General features: G+C 60.9%; 19 protein-coding genes. 11 read left to right on the forward strand and 8 right to left on the reverse strand.

Annotated features, from left to right (window positions below):
• Window positions 1-14 precede the first annotated feature (14 nt).
• The 5 genes from ABVN20_RS01120 (at window position 15) to ABVN20_RS01140 (ending at window position 1,958) form a co-directional block, all read left to right on the forward strand.
• On the forward strand, window positions 15-212 hold the full coding sequence (locus ABVN20_RS01120) for a hypothetical protein (protein ID WP_368553392.1): 198 nt from the start codon (window positions 15-17) through the stop codon (window positions 210-212).
• Window positions 213-265: 53 nt separating this feature from the next.
• Window positions 266-586 (forward strand): YbjQ family protein, encoded by a 321-nt coding sequence (locus ABVN20_RS01125; RefSeq protein ID WP_368553393.1) that lies wholly within the window; start codon window positions 266-268, stop codon window positions 584-586.
• A gap of 154 nt (window positions 587-740) precedes the next feature.
• Window positions 741-956, forward strand: coding sequence for a hypothetical protein (locus ABVN20_RS01130; RefSeq protein WP_368553395.1), 216 nt, complete (start codon window positions 741-743; stop codon window positions 954-956).
• 274 nt (window positions 957-1,230) lie between these two features.
• Window positions 1,231-1,596, forward strand: a complete 366-nt coding sequence (locus ABVN20_RS01135) for a glycine zipper domain-containing protein (RefSeq protein WP_368553397.1) — start codon at window positions 1,231-1,233, stop codon at window positions 1,594-1,596.
• A 119-nt stretch (window positions 1,597-1,715) separates the two neighbouring features.
• Window positions 1,716-1,958 carry a hypothetical protein gene (locus tag ABVN20_RS01140; protein WP_368554573.1) on the forward strand — a complete coding sequence of 81 codons (243 nt, stop codon included), beginning with the start codon at window positions 1,716-1,718 and terminating at the stop codon, window positions 1,956-1,958.
• Window positions 1,959-1,985: 27 nt separating this feature from the next.
• On the opposite strand, the gene ABVN20_RS01145 is transcribed toward ABVN20_RS01140, so the two are convergent.
• Both ABVN20_RS01145 and ABVN20_RS01150 read right to left on the reverse strand, forming a co-directional pair.
• The gene (locus ABVN20_RS01145) at window positions 1,986-2,381 is read right to left on the reverse strand and encodes a hypothetical protein (RefSeq protein ID WP_368553398.1); all 396 of its coding nucleotides are present in this window, start codon (window positions 2,379-2,381) and stop codon (window positions 1,986-1,988) included.
• A 3-nt stretch (window positions 2,382-2,384) separates the two neighbouring features.
• Complete coding sequence (locus tag ABVN20_RS01150) at window positions 2,385-7,238, reverse strand: RHS repeat-associated core domain-containing protein (RefSeq protein ID WP_368553400.1); 4,854 nt, start codon at window positions 7,236-7,238, stop codon at window positions 2,385-2,387.
• 260 nt (window positions 7,239-7,498) lie between these two features.
• On the opposite strand from ABVN20_RS01150, the gene ABVN20_RS01155 reads away from it, so the two are divergent.
• Window positions 7,499-8,185: an HAD-IA family hydrolase gene (locus ABVN20_RS01155; RefSeq protein WP_368553401.1), complete on the forward strand. Its 687-nt coding sequence runs from the start codon at window positions 7,499-7,501 to the stop codon at window positions 8,183-8,185.
• Window positions 8,186-8,303: 118 nt separating this feature from the next.
• Here ABVN20_RS01155 and ABVN20_RS01160 read toward each other — a convergent pair whose 3' ends face one another.
• Complete coding sequence (locus tag ABVN20_RS01160) at window positions 8,304-9,050, reverse strand: 3-oxoacyl-ACP reductase family protein (protein WP_368553403.1); 747 nt, start codon at window positions 9,048-9,050, stop codon at window positions 8,304-8,306.
• 231 nt (window positions 9,051-9,281) lie between these two features.
• Window positions 9,282-10,022, reverse strand: a complete 741-nt coding sequence (locus tag ABVN20_RS01165; RefSeq protein ID WP_368553405.1) for a phosphoadenylyl-sulfate reductase — start codon at window positions 10,020-10,022, stop codon at window positions 9,282-9,284.
• A 172-nt stretch (window positions 10,023-10,194) separates the two neighbouring features.
• On the opposite strand from ABVN20_RS01165, the gene thrH reads away from it, so the two are divergent.
• Window positions 10,195-10,812 carry a bifunctional phosphoserine phosphatase/homoserine phosphotransferase ThrH gene (gene thrH / locus ABVN20_RS01170; RefSeq protein ID WP_368553407.1) on the forward strand — a complete coding sequence of 206 codons (618 nt, stop codon included), beginning with the start codon at window positions 10,195-10,197 and terminating at the stop codon, window positions 10,810-10,812.
• 111 nt (window positions 10,813-10,923) lie between these two features.
• Here thrH and pabB read toward each other — a convergent pair whose 3' ends face one another.
• From pabB to ABVN20_RS01190, 4 genes are read right to left on the reverse strand one after another with little or no spacing between them, the layout of a single operon-like run.
• Entirely contained in the window at window positions 10,924-12,261 is a 1,338-nt protein-coding gene (gene pabB / locus ABVN20_RS01175) for an aminodeoxychorismate synthase component I (RefSeq protein WP_368553409.1), read from the reverse strand.
• A 9-nt stretch (window positions 12,262-12,270) separates the two neighbouring features.
• On the reverse strand, window positions 12,271-13,257 hold the full coding sequence (locus ABVN20_RS01180; protein ID WP_368553411.1) for an alpha-L-glutamate ligase-like protein: 987 nt from the start codon (window positions 13,255-13,257) through the stop codon (window positions 12,271-12,273).
• Complete coding sequence (locus ABVN20_RS01185; protein ID WP_368553413.1) at window positions 13,257-14,792, reverse strand: inactive transglutaminase family protein; 1,536 nt, start codon at window positions 14,790-14,792, stop codon at window positions 13,257-13,259. The genes ABVN20_RS01180 and ABVN20_RS01185 overlap by 1 nt, the downstream gene beginning before the upstream one ends.
• A 5-nt stretch (window positions 14,793-14,797) precedes the next feature.
• Window positions 14,798-15,334 carry an ATP-dependent zinc protease gene (locus tag ABVN20_RS01190; RefSeq protein ID WP_368553414.1) on the reverse strand — a complete coding sequence of 179 codons (537 nt, stop codon included), beginning with the start codon at window positions 15,332-15,334 and terminating at the stop codon, window positions 14,798-14,800.
• A gap of 299 nt (window positions 15,335-15,633) precedes the next feature.
• Between ABVN20_RS01190 and ABVN20_RS01195 the strand changes: the two genes are divergently transcribed.
• The 4 genes from ABVN20_RS01195 (at window position 15,634) to acnD (ending at window position 21,264) form a co-directional block, all read left to right on the forward strand.
• Entirely contained in the window at window positions 15,634-16,353 is a 720-nt protein-coding gene (locus tag ABVN20_RS01195) for a GntR family transcriptional regulator (RefSeq protein WP_368553416.1), read from the forward strand.
• Entirely contained in the window at window positions 16,350-17,240 is an 891-nt protein-coding gene (prpB, locus tag ABVN20_RS01200) for a methylisocitrate lyase (protein ID WP_368553417.1), read from the forward strand. The genes ABVN20_RS01195 and prpB overlap by 4 nt, the downstream gene beginning before the upstream one ends.
• A gap of 145 nt (window positions 17,241-17,385) precedes the next feature.
• The gene (gene prpC / locus ABVN20_RS01205) at window positions 17,386-18,513 is read left to right on the forward strand and encodes a 2-methylcitrate synthase (RefSeq protein ID WP_368553418.1); all 1,128 of its coding nucleotides are present in this window, start codon (window positions 17,386-17,388) and stop codon (window positions 18,511-18,513) included.
• 156 nt (window positions 18,514-18,669) lie between these two features.
• Window positions 18,670-21,264 (forward strand): Fe/S-dependent 2-methylisocitrate dehydratase AcnD, encoded by a 2,595-nt coding sequence (gene acnD / locus ABVN20_RS01210; RefSeq protein ID WP_368553420.1) that lies wholly within the window; start codon window positions 18,670-18,672, stop codon window positions 21,262-21,264.
• Window positions 21,265-21,330 lie beyond the last annotated feature (66 nt).

Here is a 21,330-nt window from a genome sequence, read left to right on the forward strand (position 1 = left end):
GACGCAGGCACGTTATGCAGGAATTTACCCCCAAGCAGGCTGAACTGGAAAAGCTTCACGTGGAGATCGTCAAGCTGATAGCAGAACAACGCAAGTTGAATGCTGAGGCCGGGAAGATGACCTGCGAGGTTTTCTGGTATCCCGTTACTATCGCGATAGGCATGATTGGCACGGTCGCCACCGTGACGGCGGTGCTGCTCAAGCTGCTTTAAACCCTCCACATTTGTTATCAGCTCTTCAATCAAAGCCACGAAAGGGACATCCCATGATTGCCACCACTACCCAGGCCATCGAAGGCCGACAGATCACCGCTTACCTGGATGTCGTCAGCGCCGAGTCGGTGCAGGGGGTCAACGTGATTCGGGACATGTTCGCCGGCATGCGCGATTTTTTTGGTGGCCGCTCTCAGACTCTGGAGCGTGCGTTGAAGGAAGCGCGGATCCAGGCGACCGAGGAGATCAAGGAGCGGGCGCGCGCACTTCAGGCTGATGCCGTGGTGGCGCTCGACTTCGAGATCAGCATGCCGGCCGGGAAGGGCGGGATGGTCGTGGTTTTCGTCACCGGGACCGCCGTCAAACTGAGGTGATGCCTGCAGGCGGCAGCGTGGCCCATTCGTCGGGCGTCATGAGCGAAGAACCACAAGTCCGTAAATGACCGGCTAGTCTCAATCGCTTGGCGGTCGATATGTTTCAGGCAAAGGGTTTGCCGGTGTCGACCCCGTTTTTGAGAGGGGTGATGAAATGGCTGATCCATATATCGAAGACGATGGTGCCGAGTTTCCGATCAATAACTGCGTGCAGTGCGGCCAGACCGACTATCTGGTGGGGTTCGGCGACGAAGAGGTCAAGCTCGACAGGATGAAGGCCACGCTGCCTCTGGGGCCGAAAGCCAAATTCATGCCCAGGGTAGCGGCTCCCGCCAAGAGGGAGCAGGTGGTTCATGGGCCCCGCCATTAAGGGTGTTAACCGGATTGTTTAACGACGTATTGCGGTCTTGGGGTTTTTCACAAAGTTTTCACAACACCTTACGTAGGCTCAACTCATCCGTTAGAAAGCAACACCTGGCCCGTCTCCCCAGCGGGCTTTTTTTTGCCTGCCATAAAACCTTTTCCAAAAACGCTGTCCAACCGTCGCCAATGGCGAGGTTGCGTCCGCGTGGCTGGACTTTCTCGTCGTTACAGCTTTCAATCTCGACCCTTTTTGATTTCCCCCTATTTTTGAGGTTCTTGTCATGCGTTTAACTCTGCCGGCTCTAGTTCTGGGCCTTCTGGTTGCTCAAGGTGCAATGGCTGCTGGCGACGGCACGGCTGCGCTGGGCGGCGGTCTGGGCGGCGCGCTGGGTAACGTAGTCGGCCAAAGCATGGGCGGCAGCACTGGCGCAGCGATCGGTGCAGGCGTTGCGGGCGCAGCCGGCAGTGCCGTGGCAGCACGCAAGGGCAGCCGCACCAAAGCGGCCATCGGTGGCGGCGTCGGTGCTGCTGGCGGTTCGGTGATCGGCAACAGCCTGGGCGGCAAGACAGGCTCGACCATCGGTGCAGGCCTGGGCGGTGCCATCGGCGGCGGCGTAGGCAGCAACCTGGGCAAGAAACGTCACTGATCTTGAATACCCGCTGAAAAAGCCCGGCTCGATGCCGGGCTTTTTCGTTTGTACGCGTCGGAACATTTCACGTCAGGCTGCCTCTCAATTGATACATGCCTGAATAGCCGAGGTCTGTCATGACGCCCAAAACCCAAGGCAAGGAAGAAAAAGGGCCCAGTGGGCTGCCGTTCATCAATGATCCGGGTAATGAAGACCCAGGGTCGCTGATGGATGATGCGACGGTGCCGCTGATGGAAGAGGACGACGCGGACATTGATGACGAGACGCCGGAGTACCCACTGCCTTCGCCGACGGATTCACTGAGGCGTGATCAGCGGCCGCCGGATGAGGAGGATGTTGAGCGCGCGTCGAGTGAGTAGGGGAATCGAACAAGCATGGGCCATTGATTACGATTGCTTAATTGATTCTAACCAACGGTAAAAGAAAGCCTGCTGTAGTTGCGGATCATTGACGATGTCTTGATCGTCGAAGTCAAAAATATGAACGACGTCTTTTCGAGTCACCCGCGTTCCTAGCTGGTGTTCATACGCCATAATTCCCGATGTCATTTGAGAGGACATTGAAGAAGGCCTCACGTTCACCTTTGCACCTTTACAGAGAAAATTGACCTGGGGCAGTGCTTCCAAGATTTTCCCGAAGCACTGATAAACGTCTGCGCCTGTGAACTCCTGCGTCCAACCGTTCTCAAGGGTTAGGCGTATAGATGGCGGATGCTCTTCGTACTCTAGGTCTGCGGATGTCAGCTTTTGGTCGATCAAGGCTGAGATTCTTCTCTTCTCCATTGGTCACTTCCTCCTCGGGTTGGGTATTGAGTACCCAACATAACTGCCGTCTTTTTTAAGGGGGGTAGCACCCACAATATCCTCGCTTTTGATTCGGTCAGGAATGGCGATCTCGTCTTCGTAGCTATACGGAACGTCATTCGGATTCAGTTCTTTGTTGATGTCACGGCCGGGTATTTTCTTCAACGTATACAAATAGCCCTTGATGGTTCTGAATTTGGTACCAAAATCGATTCCAACCTCATGGTCCGTCGAGGTACTAACGAAATTGCTAGGTGGATTTTTGTTATCCAGAGCATGCAATAACAAGTCTTTGCTCGTCCCAAGACTTTGGAACCCAGTCGCAAAAATCACGTCCGGTCGACGTAAATCCCCACGATAGAGATATTCGCTTCCTGTATCGGAGGAAGGGGGCAGTGGTTCACCTTCTTTCACCTGAATCTCAGGGTCGTCAGTACTTTCTTGTCGTTTGCACTTCCCCTCTCCCGGACACTCATTCAACCCCAACGGATCCACCCACCCCGTCGGGCTGCGCGTATACCGATACGGGTTCAATCCCCCGGCCAGCTTGCTCGGGTCGGGCGTGAGGTAGCGGCCGAGATCCGGCTGGTAGTACCGATGCCGGTTGTAGTGCAGGCCGGTTTCGGAGTCGAAGTACTGACCCTGGAAGCGCAGTGGCTGGTCGATGACCTGATGGCTGTCGCGGGTAAGGCGGGTCAGGCGGCCGTAGGCGGTGTAGCGGGCGGCCCAGATGATGTCGCCGCTGTAGTCGGTGAGTTCCTGGGGCGTGCCGAGGTGGTCGAGTTGGTAGTAAAACGGGCAGGCCTTGAGCGCGCCTTTGCCGTCCACCAGGGCCAATGGCCGGAAAGTGCCGGGTTCGTAAACGTAGCTGCGATAGTGTTCGCGGCTGCTCTCGGCGATGAGGCGGTCGCCTTGCCAGAAAAACTCGGTAGTTTTGTCATCGACGGTTTTGCTGATGCGACGACCGAAGGCGTCGTAGCGATAAGTGGCCTGGCTGCCATTGGGCAGGGTGGCGCCGATCAGTCGATGCTGGCAGTCGTAGCGGTATTCGGTAACGAGTTTTTGCCCGTTGCCCCGTCGCTCGCGGATGAGGTTGCCGAAGGCGTCGTAGTCGTAATGCCGGTCACCCTGTACCAGCAGACGGTTGCCCTGGACCTTGGCGATGCCGGGGCGGTCCTGCATCAGCAGATTGCCGGCCGGATCATGGGCAAAGCTTTCCGGTTGCTGATCGCGAGAGTGGCGAACCCGGATCAGGCGGTCTTGCGCGTCATATTGATAGTTGCGCTGGCCGTGGCGAGTGTCGCTGATGCTGTCGAGATTGCCATTTGCGCTGTAGGCGTAATCTCGTCGGTACAGCGATTGTCGCTGCTTGATGGCGTGGGTTTTCAGGCGGCCCTGATCATCAAACTGGTACTCGCTGAGTAACAGGCCCTGCCGGCGGGTTTGCTCACGGTCGGCGAAAAAGGTGTGTGCCGTCAGTCGCGAACCATTGAGGTCGATGGCCGTGAGCACACCACCCCGTGCACGGTGGTAGTGCAGCTTGCTGTCATCGGGCAGGCGCACGCGATCGAGCTGTCCACAGGCGTCATAGCCATAACGCAGCGTGCCCCAGCCCTGATGTTCGGTGATCAACCGATCCTGCTGGTCGTACTCGAATTCCAGCGGGTGATCGTTACCGTCGTCGACGCTGACCAGCCGGCCAAGGCCGTCGTAGCGATACTCGACGGTGACGCCGTCCGGCAAGGTCTTGACCAGCAACCGTCCGCTCGAGTCGCGCTGATAGGCGGTGACCAGTGTCGAGTTGTCATCACCGAACTCGGTTTTTTCCAGCAGATGACCGTTGAGGTCATAGGCATACGCGGTGCGGCGGCCATCGAATCCGGTTTCCTCGCGGATCCGCCCGCCAGGGGTGTAGTCCAGTCGATATCGTTCGCCGGCTTCATTTTCGATTTCCGTGAGCTGCAGGCGCGCGTTGTCGTAGTGATAACGCAGTCGGGTGCCGTCGGGGTTGGTCCGTGAACTGACCAGGTGCAGATCATCGAGATATTCGTAGCGGGTCACGCGGCCCAGTTCATCGCGTTCAGCGGTGACCTTGCCGTAGGCGTTGTAGCTGAAGGTGCGGTTTGCGCCGGTGGAATAAATCGTCTGGAGCAGTCGTCCAGCGGCATCCCAAGTGTAGCGGGTGACGGCCCCGTGCTCGTCCTGCCGGGCTGTCCGTCGGCCCAATACGTCGTAGGAGTAACTGCGTTGGCCGCCGTTCGGCAGCGTTTCTTCGAGCAGCTGTCCGAGGGCATTGCGCACATACACGTGGCGACTGTGATCAGGATGACGGGTCGACAGCAGTCGGCCTTTTACATCGTAGTAATGACGGGTGACATGCCCGTCGGGATCGGTGACTTCGGTGACATCACCCTGGGGGTTGCGCTGATAGGTCCAGCGCGCTTTGCCACGGGACTGCGAGTACAGAAAGCCGTTTCGGTACTCGTAGGAAGTTGGCTCACCCTCTGGAGGAATCAGGACAATCAGTCGGCCGATTTCGTCGTAGCCGTATCGGGTGATTGCCCCCAGCGGATTCTGTTCCGCAATCAGCCGGCCATTGTCGTCGTAGGAATTGAGGTATTGCGCGCCGTCCGGCTCGACACGACGTACCAGTCGCGCCTGATGATCGTGTTGGTAAGTCGCTTCGCTGCCGTCGATGCTTTTAACCTGCACACTGCCGCGGTCATCCCAGGCATAGCGCGTGTCCATCTGTGCAAACGATGCCCAGTGCCGAATGCAGCGCACAGCCTTGCCGGAGTTTTCCCACTCCCAGAAAAAACTCGCGCCGCCAGCCAGTTGTCGCTGCAGGATGACGTGCTGGTCGTCGTAGTCGTAGCGTTCGCTTTCGCCAAGGGCGTTGGACGCTTCAATCAGGCGGTGGCAAGCGTCGTAGCGGTAGACGACCAGTGTCTGCTCGGTGCGCCAGGCCTCTTCCAGCGTGTCGGCGGGATGAAAACTCTGGTACTCGACGGCGGCCAGGTGGCGGCGTTCGTAGCGCAGGCGCAGCGAGCGACCGGCACCGTTGTCGAGGCGCATGATCCTGTCGGATCGGTCGCGCTGCACCGTCAGCCGATTGCCATAGGCATCGCTGATGGCCGCCAGCTGTCCCTTGATGAAGTGGTAAAAGCAGGTGTTCCGGCCTGCGGGTGCCAGGACCAGTTCTTCCGGCGCGTCCCCCAGGAAAATCGCTGCCCGCGCCACGCTGTTGTGGATGGCCGGCCTCTTGCTGTTGGGCAGCGGCAGGGGCGTGCGACGGTTTTCGTGATCGACCCAGGTGACGTTTTCGCCGCTGATTTCCAGTCGATGGGCCAGCGAATGGCTCCAGCCGAAGCCAAGGCCGCTGTCGATTTCGACGGCACTGGTGCGGTACACGCGGGTAAATTCGAAGGGCAGCAATCCATCCAGCGAACCGTCGGTCAGGGTCAGCAGTTCCTCGCCGGTGACCATCGACACCGGGCAACCGTTGGTTGCGGTTTTGTCCGCCGAGTCGACGCTGTCACCGTTGGGATTTTTCGCCGGAGCGGGGGCGTCATCGCGATGCTCCTCGCGGTTCAGGCGGGTCCTGGCTTTGGACTTGTTCCGTGCGATGGCCAGAGGGTTGCTGACCTGCTTGACCGCCGATTCCGCTGTAGCGATGTGCATCGCCACCGCCGGTGTCGGCTTGAGCAACGAGTTGCTGGCATTGACCATTAGTGGTTTGAGCGCACGCACGTGTGAGGTCAGGTCGGCGCGTCCGGAGAGTTCGCCCAGCCTTGCGCTCGCAGCAGCCAGCCATTGGCGGGCACGCTCGGACTTGATCTTGCCCAGCACCCGGACGCTAATCCCGCCGCTCAAGCCGGCAGGCCCCATGAAACGTGCAAGCAGGAAACCGATCAGGGTGTCCGTGCGGATCTGCGCCACGACTTCGGCGGCATACTGCGGCGGTAACAGGCGCAGCCAGGTGGTGAACGCCGCGAGATGAATGAACAGCAGTGGCTCGTCGCTCAGCAACAGCAGCAGATTGGCAATCGCTTCGGCTGGCACGCTCAGCAGCGTTTGCAGCTCGAGTTCAGTCAGGTATTCGAGGAGTTTTTCACTGTTGGCCTGCAGGTCCGCCACCAGGGCGAAGACCTGCTTTACGTCATCCCATAAACCCTGCAGCGAATTTTCCAGGCCTCGCCAGTCGGCCTGTTGCAACAGGCCGTAGCGTTCGCTGAAGGTCGCCCTGGAGAACCCGGTCCACATGCCCTGGAACTCGGCTGCCCATTCCTCGCGCAGCCAGCGTTCGAGCTCGTCGATCTCGTGTTGATATGAGGCGTAAAGCGCTTTGACGTGGGCGGTGGAAACGTTGGGAAAGAAGGTGATCCGATAACGATGGCCCCGCCAGCAATCCGGGATTTCGAGAATGCCGTCGGGGCCGATGACCTTGTGGACCGGCTCGCCAAACGTCTGTACGCCACTGTCTTCAGTCAGCAGGGGCTCGAGCATCACCGGCGTATCACCGATCGGCACGAAGCGCGCGGCCTCGAACATGTGTACCAGCGTCAGGGGGCCGCTCGCCGGACAGGTCGCCACCGTCGAACTGACGGGTGTGTCGCGCGGTGCGCTCAGGCGTATGTCATTGCCAACCTTGAAGACCTGTTCGACGTCCAGCGCCCCACCGGTCCAGAAGTTCTCTGCCCAGGCGTCGTAGTCATTGAGGCAGAGGCGGAACTCGCTGATCAGCGTTTCGAAATCCGGTTGTTCGGGGTTCATGGCGGCGACCACGAGCAGCCCGATGGCGTTGTTCAAGGCCAGGACCTTGTCAGGGTTGAACATTCGCAGTCCCTCGCGCTGATCGAATTGGATCGCGAGACTTTGCGGGGGATCACTGGGGAAAGAAGTCGGGAAAGGAGGTGTTTGGTGTAGGGGGAATCGCTAAATGCCGGGTCATGCTTCAGCCCGGGCTTTTCAACCGTGGGGAGATTGTCCGTTGCTCAATAGCGGCCGCGCTCGTTATGCTGCTGAAACCTTTAATCCAATCCAGGGCCGGCCTCGTCTGCGTCGGTCCGGATGTCATTAAAAACGGATCAGATGCGATGAATGCACCGCGCAAAGAGTTCGGCCCGATCAAAGCCGTGATTTTCGACATGGACGGCTTGCTGCTGGACACCGAGGGCATTTACACCGAAGTCACCTCGATCATTGCCGGGCGCTATGGCCGTACCTTCGACTGGAGCGTCAAGCAGAACATCATCGGTCGCGGCGCCGGGGATCTGGCGCGTTATGTGGTCCAGGCGCTGGATTTGCCGATCACCGCCGAGGAGTTTCTGGTGATCCGCGAGCCGCTGATGCGCGAGCGGTTCCCGACGGCCCAGGCAATGCCAGGCGCCGAGAAGCTGGTGCGGCACCTGAAGGCCAACAATGTGCCGATCGCGGTGGGCACCAGTTCTTCGCGTCAGTCGTTCGGGCAGAAAACCACTTTGCACCGCGACTGGTTTGCGCTGTTCGACTTCATTGTCACGGCCGATGACCCGGAGGTGGGTGCAGCCAAGCCGGCGCCGGACATCTTTCTGACCGCAGCGCGGCGGCTGGGCGTGGCGCCTGAGGACTGTCTGGTGTTCGAGGATTCGCCGTTCGGTGTGACGGCGGCGAAGGCGGCGGGCATGACGGCGATTGCGATTCCGGATGCGGCGATGGCGGATGAGAAGTATGCGCACGCCGATGGCATTCTGCGTTCGCTTAAGGCGTTCATGCCCAGTGATTACGGACTACCCGTACTGTAGGTGTAGGAGCGAGCTTGCTCGCGATGGACGCATGAACAACGCGGGATGTCAGGTGCCCAGCGTCATCGTTGGCGTCCATCGCGAGCAAGCTCGCTCCTACAGGGGCGGGGGGGCTGGGTTACGCGCCAAAACCACCGTCGATGGTCAGGCTTGCGCCGGTGATGTAGCCCGCCTCGGGGCCGGCCAGGTAGGCGACGAAGCTGGCGATTTCCTCGGCATGTCCGTAACGGCCCACGGCCATCAGCGGGATCAGGCTTTCGGCGAAGTCGCCACTGGCCGGGTTCATGTCGGTGTCGACCGGGCCCGGTTGTACGTTGTTGATGGTGATGCCGCGTGGGCCGAGGTCGCGGGACAGGCCTTTGGTCAGGCCGACCAGCGCCGCCTTGCTCATGGCGTACGGGCCACCACCGGCGAAGGGCATGCGATCGGCGTTGGTGCTGCCGATGTTGATGATGCGACCGCCTTCGGTCATGTGTTTCGCGGCAGCCTGGGTGGCGACGAACACGCTGCGGACGTTGATCGCCAGCGTCTGGTCGAAGTCTTCCAGCTTGAAATCATCCAGCGGGGCGACGGCCAGCACGCCCGCATTGTTGACCAGGATATCGAGACGACCGAAGGCCTGGACGGTGGCAGCGACCGCGTGGCGAATGGCTTCGGCGTCGCCACTGTCGGCCTTGATGGCCAGTGCTTTGCCGCCGTTGCTGGTGATGCTGTTCTGCAGTTCTTCGGCTTTGGCCGTGGAGCTGACGTAGGTGAAGGCAACGGACGCGCCTTCAGCAGCCAGGCGCTTGACGATGGCGGCACCGATGCCACGGGACCCGCCCTGGATCAAGGCCACTTTACCGCTGAGGTTCTGAGTAGTCATGTCGATCTCCAAAGTCCCGAGGCGAAATGTCTCGGCTGATGGAGCGTAGTATCGAATGCGGGTGACGGGCTGAGTAGCCGGTGACTTCGGTGTTCTGTTTCAACCGGAAGTTGAAAGTGGTTTACCCCCCCCCTGTAGGAGCGAGCTTGCTCGCGATGGCGGTGTATCAGTCGAAAACATGTCGACTGACCCGCCGCCATCGCGAGCAAGCTCGCTCCTACAGGGGAAAACTTACGCCTTAGTCTTGCTGATGATGTTCCCGGCGTGCAGCCCGCATTCTTTCTGCGTGGATTCTTCCCACCACCAGCGGCCTTCGCGTTCGTGCTGGTTCGGCAGTACCGGGCGGGTGCAGGGTTCGCAGCCGATGCTGATGAAGCCGCGCTCATGCAGGCTGTTGTAAGGCAGTTCGAGCATGCGGATGTAGCCCCAGATCTCTTCGCTGGTCATTTGCGCCAGCGGGTTGAACTTGTACAGGGTGCGCTCCGGGGTGGAGAACGCAGTGTCGATTTCCATGACCGCAACAGCGCTACGGGTCCCAGGGCTCTGGTCGCGGCGTTGACCGGTGGCCCAGGCCTTGACGCCGGACAGCTTGCGCCGCAGCGGCTCGATCTTGCGGATGCCGCAGCATTCGCCATGGCCATCCTTGTAGAAGCTGAACAGGCCTTTTTCCTTCACGAAGGGTTCAAGTTTCGTGTAGTCCGGCGATACCAGTTCGATGTCGATCTTGTAGTGCTCGCGTACCTGGTCGATGAAGCGGTAGGTCTCGGGGTGCAGGCGGCCGGTGTCGAGGCTGAACACCTTGACGTTTTTGTTCAGCTTCCAGGCCATGTCCACCAGCACCACGTCTTCGGCGCCGCTGAAAGATATCCACAGCTCATCGCCGAACTCGGCAAACGCGAGTTTCAGGATGTCCTGGGCGGATTTGTTGGCATAGGTCGTGGCGAGTTCCACGACGTCGAACGTTGGGCTCATCAGGGCGGTTTCCTACAGGTCGGTGGCGCTGGGCGCTCTATATGGGCCTGATGGTAACAAAATCCTGCCACGGCTGGCGCGCCCTGTGCGTTGCGCAGGCCCCTGCGAGCGGCTAGAGTTCGGCGGGCTTTTTGCTCGCTCGACTCAATAATCAATACAAATGGGGTGTCTTGTGGAAATTGCCTGTCTGGATCTTGAAGGTGTACTGGTCCCGGAAATCTGGATCGCCTTCGCCAAAAAAACCGGGATCGAATCCCTCAGGGCCACCACCCGGGACATTCCCGACTATGACGTGTTGATGAAGCAGCGCCTGCGCATTCTCGACGAGCATGGCCTGAAACTGGCTGACATCCAGGAAGTGATCGCCACGCTCAAGCCGCTGGATGGCGCCATCGAGTTCGTCAACTGGCTGCGCGAACGCTTCCAGGTGGTGATCCTGTCGGACACCTTCTATGAGTTCTCGCAACCGTTGATGCGCCAGCTGGGCTTCCCGACGTTGCTGTGCCACCGCCTGATCACCGACGAAACCGGACGAGTGACCAGCTATCAGTTGCGTCAGAAAGATCCCAAGCGTCAGTCGGTATTGGCCTTCAAGAGCCTCTACTACCGGGTGATCGCCGCCGGGGATTCCTACAACGACACCACGATGCTGGGCGAGGCGGATGCCGGGATTCTGTTCCATGCGCCGGAGAACGTGATTCGCGAGTTCCCGCAATTCCCGGCGGTGCACAGCTTCGAAGACCTCAAGCAGGAATTCATCAAGGCGTCCAACCGCACCCTGTCCCTGTAACCCGGCTTTTGTAGGAGCGAGCTTGCTCGCGATGGTAGTCGCCACACCGCGGAGTGTCAGATACCCCGCGCCATCGCGAGCAAGCTCGCTCCTACAGGTTCAGGTGCAGGGTCAAAGACCCTGCAACGTTTCCAGCAAAACCTTCACCTTGGTAATCGACTCCTGATACTCCGCCTGCCACTGCGAGTCGGCGACGATCCCGCCACCACCCCAGCAACACACCTGCTCATCCTTGACCAGCAGGCTGCGAATGGCGATGGAGCTGTCCATCTCGCCGCGCACGTCCAGGTACAGCAGTGAACCGCAATACAGGCCGCGCCGGGTGGGCTCCAGTTCGTCGATGATCTGCATGGCGCGAATCTTCGGCGCCCCGGTGATCGAGCCACCCGGGAAGCTGCCGGCGATCAGGTCGAGGGCATCTCGGTCATCCGCCAATTCTCCGGTCACGCTGCTCACCAGGTGATGCACGTTGGGATAGCTTTCCAGGCTGAACAGCTCCGGCACCCGAACCGAGCCGACGCGGCAGGTGCGCCCGAGGTCGTTGCGCAGCAGGTCGACGATCATCAGGTTTTCCGCACGGTCCTTGGGGCTGGCCAGCAGTTCGGCGGCATTCGCCGCATCGTCGTCGGCGTTCAGGCCGCGAGGGCGGGTGCCCTTGATCGGGCGCGTTTCGACGTGGCGCTGGCTGACCTTGATGAACCGTTCCGGCGACAGGCTCAGCACCGTGCCGCCATCCGGCAGGCTCTGGAAACCGGAAAACGGGGTAGGGCAGGCCGCCCGCAGCGCAGCGTAGGCTGCCCACGGATCACCGGCGCATTCGGCGCGAAAGCGCTGGGCGAAGTTGACCTGATAACAGTCACCCGCCTGGATGTACTGCTGGATGCGTTCCAGGGCCTGGCGATAGTCGTCGGCGCTGAGGTCGGGCTGCATGGGCGCCTTGAGCTTGAAGGCCTCGATCGGCGCGGCCGATGGCTGGCTGAACAGCGTGATCAGGCGCTGGCGTTCGCTGTCGACCAGCGTGGGGTGAAACACCAGTTGACTGGTCTGGCGCTGGTGATCGCTGATCAGTGCCCAGTCGTACAGGCCCAGGTGCGCATCCGGCAGTTGCAGGTCGTCCTGCGCCAGGCTGGGCAGATGCTCCAGATGCCGACCGAAGTCGTAACTCAGGTAACCGATCAGGCCGCCCGCGAAGGGCAGGTCGAACGGGACGCTGGCTTCGCCCAGTCGTTGCAGATTGAGGCGCAGGCGGTGCAGGAAATCGCTGCCGCTTTCGTCAGGCGCAACCGTCAGTTGCTCCAGTGGCCAGGCGCTGAACAGGTCGAAGCGTCCGCGCTCGGCACTCGGGCGGCCGCTGTCGAGCAGCACGGCACCGGGAGCATGGCGAATCGCCGCGAAGTAATCGGCAGGGTTGGCGCGATAGGGCAGCGGGTGTACGGCACAGGTCAGCATGATGGATGCTTAACCTTCGACCGGCGGAATATGGCCGAACATTTCCTGGACGAACGCCATGCGCTCTTCGACGGTTTCCGTGACGCCGCGGGCCTTCAGTTCTTCCAGGCGCGCTTCGACGGCATGGGTGCGCAGGGTCAGGCCGCAGTCGTTGGCGATCTGGATGTTCAAGCCGGGGCGGGCGTTGAGTTCCAGGATCAGCGGGCCTTTTTCCTGGTCCAGCACCATGTCGACACCGATGTAACCCAGCCCGCACAGCTCGTAGCAGCCGGCGGCGAGCTTCATGAAGCCGTCCCAGTAGGGCAGCTGCACGCCATCCACCGCGTTGGTGGTGTCCGGGTGTTTGGTGATGATGTTGTTCAGCCAGGTGCCGCGCAGGGTCAGGCCGGTGGCGAGATCGACACCGACGCCGATGGCGCCCTGGTGCAGGTTGGCCTTGCCGCCGGACTGACGCGTTGGCAGGCGCAGCATCGCCATTACCGGATAGCCCATCAGCACGATGATGCGGATGTCCGGCACGCCTTCGTAGCTGATGCTCTTGAAGATCTGGTCGGGGGTCACCCGGTACTCGATCAGCGCCCGGTCGCGGTGTCCACCCAGTGAGTAGAGACCGGTGAGGATGCTGGAGACGTGGTGCTCGATTTCCTCGTGGCTGATGATCTTGCCGGACACCGTGCGATAGCGGCCCTCGAAGCGGTCGGCGATGACGATGATGCCGTCACCGCCCGCGCCCTGGGCAGGCTTGATCACGAAGTCGTTGCGCCCGCCGATGATGCTGTCGAGGTTATCGATTTCCTTTTCGGTGGAAATGATGCCGTACAGCTCCGGCACATGGATGCCGGCGGCAATCGCGCGCTCCTTGGTGAGGATCTTGTCGTCGACGATCGGGTACAGGCTGCGCTTGTTGTACTTGAGCACGTAGTCCGCGTTGCGCCGATTGATCCCCATGATGCCCCGGGCTTCCAGGGCTTTCCAGGTCTTCCAGAATCCGAACATCAGGCGTCAGCCTTCTTCAGGAACGCCTTGAAACGCACCAGTTCGGTCAGGCGGTAGCCGCGATAACGACCCATGGCCAACATGAAGCCCACCAGGATCAGCAGGATCGCCGGGAAGGTGAAGACGAAGTACACCAGCTCCGGCACGCTCATGATCAGGTGTGCCAGGGAAGCGGCGAACAGGGTGCCGATCGCCACTTTCATGGCATGCCCCGAACCCCGCTCTTCCCAGGTGATCGACAGGCGTTCGATGGTCATGGTCAGGATCACCATCGGGAACAGTGCCACGGACAAACCGCGCTCCAGGCCGAGTTTGTGACTGAACAGGCTGATTGCCGCGATCAACACCACGACGAAGGTCAGCACCACCGACAGTCTCGGCAGCATTTGCAGCTTGAGGTGCTCAAGGTAGGAGCGCAGCGACAGCCCCAGTGCGGTAATCACGGTGAACAGCACGATACCGAAGCCCAACTGCGTTTCGCGGAAAGCCAGGGCGATCAGCACTGGGGTAAAGGTGCCGAGGGTCTGCAGGCCGATCAGGTTGCGCAGGATCAGGATCACCAGCACGCCGATCGGGATCATCACCATGATCATGAAGGTCTGCTGGGTTTGCAGTGGCAGGCCGTACAGAGAGTATTCGAGGAAGTTGGCGTCGGTGTTCTCGTCGGTCAGCTTGGCCAGGCGAATGGCGTTCATTTCGCTGTTGTTCAGGCTGAACGTCACGTTGGCTTTCTTGCCGCCATCGACGGTGATCAGGTTTTCGTCACCGGTCCACCACAGCAGGCGATCGGTGGGCAGGCCCTGTTCGCCGGTTTCCGGGTTGAAATACAGCCAGTCGGTGCCGTTGAAGCTGCGCAGCCACAGTTCAGGTGTCTGCGGCTGGTCGGCCACCAGGCGGATGGTGTGGACCTTTTCCACCGGCACGTGGGCGATGGACAGCACCAGTTCGACGATCTTGGCCTTGTGCCCACTGGACGGGTCGCCCGCCAGCAGCAGTTTGACGTTGTCGTCATTGACATTGTTGACACGCTTGATCGCCTCGCCAATGAACGTCTCGACGTCAGCTGAGTGTTGGCGGATCGGCGCGAGCAGCGCCTCGGCAGCAATCTTTTCAGGGCCTTCTACCACGATGCTGTCGCGGAAGGTCGGGCCTTTGATCTTGGTTTTTTCCGCGCTGTAGCGCTTGGTCAGCACCAGGCGGTAATACAGGGTCTGGTTGCCCTTGGCCCGACGCGCCGACCAGGTCACCTTGCGGTTGCCGTCGACGCGGTTCACCGCCACGCCGTAATTGTTGGAGATGAAGCTTTCATTGAGGCTGACGTAGTCGCGGCTCAGGGGCGGCACGAACATCTGGATCTTGACCGGGTCCTTGGCGTTGGCGACGAACTCGACCTTGGCGTCGATGTTCCACAAGTCGTCGGTGGCGTCCTCGGTCACCGGAATGCCGAGCACGAAGATCTGGTAGGCCGTAACTGAAATGCCCAGCACCACCAGGATGGCGATCAGCATTTTCAGATGAAGGGTAAGAGCGCGCATTGGAATTACTCTGCGGTATGTACGTCGGTGGCGCAGGCGGGTTTGCCAGCGGCGTATTTAAGACTGGGGTCGACCAGTGCATCGAAGCGTTTCAGCGCTTCGGAGCCAATCAGAAGCGGGTATTGGAACGCACTTCGGTCAGTCAAGTTCACTTCGATGCTGCGTAAAGCCGAGCCCATGCAGATATCCAGCTCGATCACAGGGCGGGCGGTGTATTTCTTGCCCTCCTCAGGATCATAGTCGCCGGCGCGCCGTTTGATCTTGCTGACGCGGGCCAGGGGCCGTTCGATCGGGTGCGAGTGCGCGGCGTCGATGGCCAGATAAAAGCGCACCCAGGACTCGCCATTGCGTTTGAAACGTTTGATGTCGCGGGCACTGAGGGAGGCGGTTTTCGCTCCGGTGTCCAGTTTGGCCGCAACCTTCAGGTTGATGCCGTCCAGCGAGGCGTACTCGTTGAGGCCGTAAACGGTCTTTTCCCCCGCCGCGGCGACACCGGGCAGGCAGAGCAGATAAAGGAAGGTGGGGAAGGGCTTGAGTCTCATAAATCCTGGTGCACAGCGGTCCGTGTTTAGATCCAAGGCCCTGGCATCGCTGCGCAAGCTCCTTCGTATGCCTATCAATTATTTATGACAATTAGTGTAGATGTCGCAGACAAATGCGGGCGGCATTCTAGCACGGTGGTCATGTGGCGCCAGCGCCGCAAGGTGGCTATAAACAGAAGGAGTGCTTGGTTATGGTGCAGGCGGTTATTAGACGATTGTCGACAATATCTAATTATCCTTTGACTGCTACGGCTTGATTCGCTACTTTTTGCCGCATCAGCTTTCAAGGTGTCGACAATATGTTGGATCAACTCGATCCCCCTGCCATTGCCCAGGACGATTCGGAAACATTGTCCGAGAACGTCTTCCGGCGTATTCAGGCCGCCATCGTCAAGGGCGAAATTGCCCCCGGCAGCAAAATCTCCGAGCCGGAGCTGGCGCGCACCTATGGCATCAGCCGTGGCCCGCTGCGCGAAGCCATCCACCGCCTGGAAGGTCAGCGCCTGCTGGTGCGAGTGCCGCATGTCGGGGCGCGGGTGGTGTCGCTGAGTCACGCCGAGCTGGTGGAACTCTATGAAATCCGCGAATCCCTGGAAGGCATGGCCTGCCGCCTGGCAGCCGAACGCATGACCCACGAAGAAATCGACGAACTGCGCCAGGTCCTCGAAACCCACGAGCGCGATGCCGCGTTCCAGGCCGGTGTCGGTTACTACCAGCAGGAAGGCGATTTCGACTTCCACTACCGGATCATCCAGGGCAGCGGTAACCGCACCCTCACGCAAATGCTCTGCGGCGAGCTGTATCAACTGGTGCGCATGTACCGCATCCAGTTCTCCACCACGCCCAACCGCCCGCACCAGGCCTTTGCCGAACACCACCGAATTCTCGATGCCATCGCCGACCGTGACGGTGAACTGGCCGAGTTGTTGATGCGTCGTCACATCGGCGCTTCCAAACGCAACATCGCCCGTCATTACCAGGACGGCGCCAACCCGACAGCCAAACGAGGTGAGTCATGAGTTCCAACAAGAGCACTCCAGGCCAGCGTTTCCGCGATGCGGTCGCCAGCGAGCATCCATTGCAGGTGGTCGGCACGATCAACGCCAACCACGCGCTGTTGGCCAAGCGTGCCGGTTTCAAAGCCATTTACCTGTCCGGTGGCGGCGTCGCTGCCGGCTCCCTCGGCGTACCGGACCTCGGTATCACCGGGCTGGATGACGTGCTGACCGACGTGCGTCGCATCACCGACGTCTGCGACCTGCCGCTGCTGGTGGACGTGGACACCGGTTTCGGTTCGTCGGCGTTCAACGTCGCCCGCACCGTCAAGTCGATGATCAAGTTCGGCGCCGCGGCGATCCACATCGAAGACCAGGTCGGCGCCAAGCGTTGCGGCCACCGTCCGAACAAGGAAATCGTCTCGCAGCAGGAAATGGTCGACCGCATCAAGGCGGCTGTCGATGCCCGTACCGATGACAGCTTCGTGATCATGGCGCGTACCGACGCCCTGGCGGTTGAAGGCCTGGAGTCTGCCCTGGATCGCGCTGCCGCGTGCATCGAGGCCGGCGCCGACATGGTGTTCCCGGAAGCCATCACTGAACTTGAAATGTACAAGCTGTTCGCCAACCGTGTGAAAGCGCCGATCCTGGCCAACATCACCGAATTCGGCGCCACCCCGCTGTACACCACCGAGCAACTGGCCGGCGCGGATGTATCGCTGGTGCTGTACCCGCTGTCGGCTTTCCGGGCGATGAACAAGGCGGCGGAAAACGTCTACACCGCCATTCGCCGCGACGGCACCCAGCAGAACGTGATCGACACCATGCAGACCCGCATGGAGCTTTACGATCGCATCGACTACCACACCTTCGAGCAGAAGCTTGATGCGTTGTTTGCTTCCAAGAAGTAATCGGTACCTGTAGGAGCGAGCTTGCTCGCGATGGCGGTGGGTCAGACACTCATCCATTACTGATAAGTCGCAATCGCGAGCAAGCTCGCTCCTACAGAAAAGCGAAAAGAATCTCTGACAAATTCAAGAAAACTGGAGACAGCAAATGGCCGAAGCAAAAGTACTCAGTGGCGCCGGGCTCCGTGGCCAGGTTGCCGGGCAAACCGCCCTGTCCACCGTGGGCCAGGCAGGTGCTGGCCTGACCTATCGCGGCTACGACGTTCGCGAACTGGCGGCTGACGCACAATTCGAAGAAGTCGCTTACCTGCTGCTGTACGGCGAACTGCCGAGCAAGGCGCAACTGGCGGCCTACATCACCAAGCTCAGCAAGCTGCGCGACCTGCCGCAAGCCCTGAAGGAAGTGCTCGAACGCATTCCGGCTGACGCCCACCCGATGGACGTGATGCGCACCGGTTGCTCGTTCCTGGGCAACATCGAGCCGGAGAACGATTTCTCCGAGCAGCGCGACAAGACCGACCGCCTGCTGGCCGCCTTCCCGGCGATCATGACCTACTGGTATCGCTTCAGCCACGAAGGCAAACGCATCGAGTGCGTGAGCGACGAGCCGTCCATTGGTGGTCACTTCCTGCACCTGCTGCACGGCAAGAAGCCGAGCGAGCTGCACGTCAAGGTGATGAACGTTTCGCTGATCCTCTACGCCGAACACGAGTTCAACGCCTCGACCTTCACCGCCCGCGTCTGCGCCTCGACGCTGTCCGATCTGTTCTCCTGCGTCACCGCCGCCATCGGCTCGCTGCGCGGCCCGCTGCATGGCGGTGCCAACGAAGCGGCGATGGAAATGATCGAGCGCTTCTCGTCGCCGGAAGAGGCGATCAAGGGCACCCTCGGCATGCTCGAGCGCAAGGACAAGATCATGGGCTTCGGCCACGCGATCTACAAAGACAGCGATCCGCGTAACGAAGTGATCAAGGGCTGGTCGAAAAAGCTCGCTGACGAAGTGGGCGACAAGGTGCTGTTCCCGGTGTCCGAAGCCATCGACAAGACCATGTGGGAGCAGAAAAAACTGTTCCCGAACGCCGACTTCTACCATGCCTCGGCGTACCACTTCATGGGCATCCCGACCAAGTTGTTCACCCCGATCTTCGTCTGCTCGCGCCTGACCGGCTGGGCAGCCCACGTGTTCGAACAACGCGCCAACAACCGCATCATCCGCCCGAGCGCCGAATACACCGGCGTCGAACAGCGCAAGTTCGTGCCAATCGAACAACGCTGAATGGTGGGGGCTGGTACTGAACACACCATCCCCCTGTAGGAGCGAGCTTGCTCGCGATAGCGGTTGACCTGACACACCGCAATCGCGAGCAAGCTCGCTCCTACAGGGGCAATAGCCGGCCCCGCCTTTTGTATTTACCGTGACCGAGTCCTGACGATGAACACAGAATTCCGTAAACCGCTGCCTGGCAGCAACCTGGATTACTTCGATGTCCGCGCGGCGGTCGAGGCCATTCAGCCCGGCGCCTACGACACCCTGCCGTACACCTCCCGCGTGCTGGCGGAGAACCTGGTGCGTCGCTGCGACCCGGCCACGCTGACCGAATCCCTCAAGCAATTCATCGAGCGCAAGCGCGACCTCGATTTCCCCTGGTTCCCGGCGCGCGTGGTGTGTCACGACATCCTCGGCCAGACCGCGCTGGTGGACCTCGCCGGCCTGCGTGACGCCATCGCCCAGCAGGGTGGTGACCCGGCGCAGGTGAACCCGGTGGTGCCGACCCAACTGATCGTCGACCACTCCCTGGCCGTCGAGCGCGGTGGTTTCGATCCCGAGGCGTTCGAGAAGAACCGCGCCATCGAAGACCGTCGCAATGAAGACCGTTTCCACTTCATCAACTGGACCAAGAAGGCGTTCAAAAACGTCGATGTGATCCCGCCGGGCAACGGCATCATGCACCAGATCAACCTGGAGAAAATGTCCCCGGTGATCCAGGTCCGCGACGGTGTAGCATTCCCCGACACCTGCGTCGGCACCGACAGCCATACCCCGCACGTCGATGCGCTGGGCGTGATCGCCATCGGTGTCGGTGGCCTGGAAGCGGAGAGCGTGATGCTCGGCCGTGCCTCCTGGATGCGCCTGCCGGAAAGCGTCGGCGTCGAACTGACCGGCAAACTGCAACCGGGCATCACCGCCACCGACATGGTGCTGGCCCTGACCGAGTTCCTGCGCAAGCAGAAGGTCGTCGGTGCCTGGCTGGAGTTCTTCGGCGAAGGCGCGTCGGCCCTGACCCTGGGCGACCGTGCCACCATTTCCAACATGGCCCCGGAGTACGGCGCCACCGCGGCGATGTTCTACATTGACCAGCAGACCATCGACTACCTCAAGCTCACCGGCCGTGAAGACGAGCAGGTGGAGCTGGTGGAGAACTACGCCAAGCAGATCGGCCTGTGGGCCGACAGCCTCAAGGGCGCGCAATACGAGCGCGGCCTGACCTTCGACCTGTCCTCGGTCGTGCGCAACATGGCCGGCCCAAGCAACCCGCACGCCCGTGTCGCGGTGGCTGACCTGGCCGCCAAGGGCATTTCCGGTCAGTGGGAAGACGTGCCGGGCCAAATGCCGGACGGCGCGGTGATCATCGCCGCCATCACCAGTTGCACCAACACCAGCAACCCGCGCAACGTGATCGCCGCCGGCCTGCTGGCGCGCAACGCCAACAAGCTGGGCCTGACCCGCAAGCCATGGGTCAAGTCGTCCCTGGCCCCGGGTTCGAAAACCGTGGCGCTGTACCTGGACGAAGCCGGCCTGACCGATGAGCTGGAGCAGCTCGGATTCGGCGTGGTGGCATTCGCCTGCACCACCTGCAACGGCATGTCCGGCGCACTGGACCCGGTGATCCAGCAGGAAATCATCGACCGCGACCTGTACGCCACCGCCGTGCTGTCGGGCAACCGCAACTTCGACGGGCGGATTCACCCGTACGCCAAGCAGGCGTTCCTCGCCTCGCCACCGCTGGTGGTCGCCTACGCCATTGCCGGGACCATCCGCTTCGACATCGAAAAAGACGTGCTCGGTGTGGTCGATGGCAAGGAAATCCGCCTGAAGGACATCTGGCCAAGCGACGAAGAAGTCGACGCGGTGGTGAAGGCCTCGGTGAAGCCCGAGCAGTTCCGCCAGGTCTACATCCCGATGTTCGCCATCCACGAAGACACCGGCCCGAAAGTTGCGCCGCTGTACGACTGGCGCGAAATGAGCACCTACATCCGCCGTCCGCCGTACTGGGAAGGCGCCCTCGCTGGTGCGCGTCCGCTCAAGGGCATGCGCCCGCTGGCGGTCCTGCCGGACAACATCACCACTGACCACCTGTCGCCGTCCAACGCGATCATGCTGGACAGTGCCGCCGGCGAATACCTGGCGAAAATGGGCCTGCCGGAAGAGGACTTCAACTCTTACGCGACGCACCGCGGCGACCACCTGACCGCGCAACGCGCGACCTTCGCCAACCCGAAACTGTTCAACGAAATGGTCAAGGAAAACGGCAAGGTCAAGCAGGGCTCGCTGGCCCGTGTCGAGCCGGAAGGCCAGGTGATGCGCATGTGGGAAGCCATCGAGACCTACATGGACCGCAAGCAGCCGCTGATCATCATCGCCGGTGCCGACTACGGCCAGGGCTCGTCCCGCGATTGGGCGGCCAAGGGCGTACGCCTGGCCGGTGTGGAAGCGATTGCCGCTGAAGGGTTCGAGCGTATCCACCGCACCAACCTGGTGGGCATGGGCGTGTTGCCGCTGGAGTTCAAGCCGGGCACCAACCGCAACACCCTGGCCATCGACGGTACCGAAGTCTACGACGTGATCGGCGAGCGTACCCCACGTGCCGAGCTGACGCTGGTGATCCATCGCCACAACGGCGAGCGTGTCGAAGTGCCGGTGACCTGCCGCCTTGATACCGCCGAGGAAGTGTCGATCTACGAGGCCGGCGGCGTGTTGCAACGCTTCGCCCAGGACTTCCTCGAAGAGTCGGCGGTCGCGGTCTAAAACACGATGCACGGGCAGGGGATTTCAAGACCCCTGCCTGGTTCAAGTTCAGGAGTAAGAAGGCCC

This window comes from Pseudomonas sp. MYb118 (genome assembly GCF_040947875.1).
Taxonomy (GTDB): domain Bacteria; phylum Pseudomonadota; class Gammaproteobacteria; order Pseudomonadales; family Pseudomonadaceae; genus Aquipseudomonas.

Bases quoted from the DNA above. Each gene is read 5' to 3' on its own strand.
- ABVN20_RS01120 (WP_368553392.1), top strand. From the start codon at position 15: ATGCAGGAATTTACCCCCAAGCAGGCTGAACTGGAAAAGCTTCACGTG.
- ABVN20_RS01125 (WP_368553393.1), top strand. From the start codon at position 266: ATGATTGCCACCACTACCCAGGCCATCGAAGGCCGACAGATCACCGCT.
- ABVN20_RS01130 (WP_368553395.1), top strand. From the start codon at position 741: ATGGCTGATCCATATATCGAAGACGATGGTGCCGAGTTTCCGATCAAT.
- ABVN20_RS01135 (WP_368553397.1), top strand. From the start codon at position 1,231: ATGCGTTTAACTCTGCCGGCTCTAGTTCTGGGCCTTCTGGTTGCTCAA.
- ABVN20_RS01140 (WP_368554573.1), top strand. From the start codon at position 1,716: ATGACGCCCAAAACCCAAGGCAAGGAAGAAAAAGGGCCCAGTGGGCTG.
- ABVN20_RS01145 (WP_368553398.1), bottom strand. From the start codon at position 2,381: ATGGAGAAGAGAAGAATCTCAGCCTTGATCGACCAAAAGCTGACATCC.
- ABVN20_RS01150 (WP_368553400.1), bottom strand. From the start codon at position 7,238: ATGTTCAACCCTGACAAGGTCCTGGCCTTGAACAACGCCATCGGGCTG.
- ABVN20_RS01155 (WP_368553401.1), top strand. From the start codon at position 7,499: ATGAATGCACCGCGCAAAGAGTTCGGCCCGATCAAAGCCGTGATTTTC.
- ABVN20_RS01160 (WP_368553403.1), bottom strand. From the start codon at position 9,050: ATGACTACTCAGAACCTCAGCGGTAAAGTGGCCTTGATCCAGGGCGGG.
- ABVN20_RS01165 (WP_368553405.1), bottom strand. From the start codon at position 10,022: ATGAGCCCAACGTTCGACGTCGTGGAACTCGCCACGACCTATGCCAAC.
- pabB (WP_368553409.1), bottom strand. From the start codon at position 12,261: ATGCTGACCTGTGCCGTACACCCGCTGCCCTATCGCGCCAACCCTGCC.
- ABVN20_RS01180 (WP_368553411.1), bottom strand. From the start codon at position 13,257: ATGTTCGGATTCTGGAAGACCTGGAAAGCCCTGGAAGCCCGGGGCATC.
- ABVN20_RS01185 (WP_368553413.1), bottom strand. From the start codon at position 14,792: ATGCGCGCTCTTACCCTTCATCTGAAAATGCTGATCGCCATCCTGGTG.
- ABVN20_RS01190 (WP_368553414.1), bottom strand. From the start codon at position 15,334: ATGAGACTCAAGCCCTTCCCCACCTTCCTTTATCTGCTCTGCCTGCCC.
- ABVN20_RS01195 (WP_368553416.1), top strand. From the start codon at position 15,634: ATGTTGGATCAACTCGATCCCCCTGCCATTGCCCAGGACGATTCGGAA.
- prpB (WP_368553417.1), top strand. From the start codon at position 16,350: ATGAGTTCCAACAAGAGCACTCCAGGCCAGCGTTTCCGCGATGCGGTC.
- prpC (WP_368553418.1), top strand. From the start codon at position 17,386: ATGGCCGAAGCAAAAGTACTCAGTGGCGCCGGGCTCCGTGGCCAGGTT.
- acnD (WP_368553420.1), top strand. From the start codon at position 18,670: ATGAACACAGAATTCCGTAAACCGCTGCCTGGCAGCAACCTGGATTAC.